The 1,781-nt window shown below is 60.9% G+C and carries 2 protein-coding genes; both read right to left on the bottom strand.

The genetic code is table 11. From position 1 onward, the window contains the following. Window positions 1-127 precede the first annotated feature (127 nt). Window positions 128-1,336, bottom strand: a complete 1,209-nt coding sequence (locus ABYT07_RS20870; protein ID WP_372993915.1) for an acetate/propionate family kinase — start codon at window positions 1,334-1,336, stop codon at window positions 128-130. Next, window positions 1,333-1,781 (bottom strand): phosphate acyltransferase (locus ABYT07_RS20865; RefSeq protein ID WP_372993914.1); only part of this gene is annotated, 449 nt, incomplete at its 5' end. The genes ABYT07_RS20870 and ABYT07_RS20865, both read right to left, overlap by 4 nt.

Raw genomic sequence — 1,781 nt, 5'->3', positions numbered from 1 at the left:
AAGCTCTTCAACCGCTCTCAGGAACTGAGGAAACCCCCGCAGCGGCTCCATCCCCCGCGTCGCATAGGTTAAAACCTTCCCACCAACCGGCAATCCCAACCACTCAAAATCAACCCCAAACACCAAGCTACCCCGGTGAAGGGCGGCCCCTAACACCAGATTTGATCATTCGCGTGGCCTGTGCGATAACGGCTTCTTCGTCGGTGGGGATCACCAGGACGTCAATTTCTGACCAGACGGCGTTGATGCGGGGAGCGTTTCTGACGTTTGCAGCGGTGTCGAGCCTTACTCCCATCCACAGCAGATGATCGCAGATTCGCGCCCTCACGAGAGCCGAGTTTTCGCCGATGCCAGCTGTGAAAACGATGGCGTCCAGCCCGTCGATACTGGCGGCAAGCTGCGCCAGTTCCCCTGCCGCGCGGTAGCAGAAAAGCGCGATTGCCTCCTTGGCCCGGGGGGCTGCGCTGCTCTGCAACGCGGCCATGTCATTGCTGATGCCGGACACGCCCAGCAGGCCGGATCGTTCATAAAGCAGCTGGCTGATCTCGGCTGCCGACATCCCCTTTTGTTGCATCAGATACAGCACAACACCGGGGTCCAGTGCACCGCATCTTTGTCCCATCATCAGCCCGTCCAGCGCGGTAAACCCCATGCTGGTTGCAACGCTGCGTCTGCCTTTCATCGCGCACATGCTGGCCCCGTTGCCAAGGTGTGCGACGATCACGCGTCCGTTCGCTCTGTCCCTCAAGTGGCTGGGCAACGTGCGGGCGATATAGTCGTAGGATAAACCGTGAAACCCGTAGCGCAGGATGCCTTCGTCAGTCAGTTCACGGGGCAGGGCGAACATCTGTGCAAGGGGGCTTTGGGTTCGGTGAAAGCTGGTGTCGAAACACGCAACCTGCGGTAAATCGGGTACGGCGCGCGAGACGCAGCGGATCGCAGCCAGGTTATGCGGTTGATGCAGCGGGGCAAGCGGGACCAATCTGTCCAGCTTTGCCATCAGCGCGTCGTTGACCCGCGCAGGGCCATCAAAGTCGCGCCCCCCGTGCACAACGCGGTGCCCGGCAGCAATGATCGTCAGATCACCAATCTGTATCTTGAGCCAGTCCAGCAAGGGAGGGATCAGCGCGTCGTGGTCGGTATCGGGGCAAAGAGGCGGGCCCTTGTCCCATCGCAACGCCTGTCCTGTGCGGTCATGCGCGGAAAAAACCGGTGCTGATCCGATACCAGCGATCTTGCCGCGCACCAGAGGGGGCTTTTTGTCATCCGCAACCGGATATACCGCGAATTTCAGGCTGGACGACCCCGCATTCAAGACAAGGATCGCGCCAGTCATGGCGCGGGCTGCATGTGGTGGCTGATGAACAGTTGCGCCAGCGCACAAGACGCAAGCCGCGAAACGGCACTGTCGGCGCGGCTGGTCAGGATGATCGGGACCTGCGCGCCCAGAACGATCCCCGCCGCATCCGCCCCCGCAAGATAAATCAGCTGCTTGGCCAACATATTCGCGGCCTCAAGGTCGGGGGCCACAAGAATGTCGGCATCCCCCGCGACCTGCGACACGATCCCTTTTGCCGCAACAGCCGCAGGGGAAATCGCATTGTCGAACGCAAGCGGACCATCCAGTAGTCCGCCGGTGATCTGCCCGCGATCAGCCATCTTGCACAGCGCTGCTGCATCTAGGGTCGATGCGATGCGCGGGTTCACCGTTTCGACGGCGGACAAGATCGCGACTTTGGGCAGATCTATGCCAAGCGCCAGCGCAAGGTCGATTGCATTTT

Origin of the sequence: Sulfitobacter sp. (assembly GCF_041552635.1) — a bacterium.
Classification (GTDB): domain Bacteria; phylum Pseudomonadota; class Alphaproteobacteria; order Rhodobacterales; family Rhodobacteraceae; genus Sulfitobacter.
Note: the sequence above shows the minus strand (reverse complement) of the source record. Positions and strands in the feature narration are given on the sequence as shown.

Coding starts and splice junctions, on each gene's coding strand:
- ABYT07_RS20870 (WP_372993915.1), bottom strand. CDS start 1,336: ATGACTGGCGCGATCCTTGTCTTGAATGCGGGGTCGTCCAGCCTGAAA.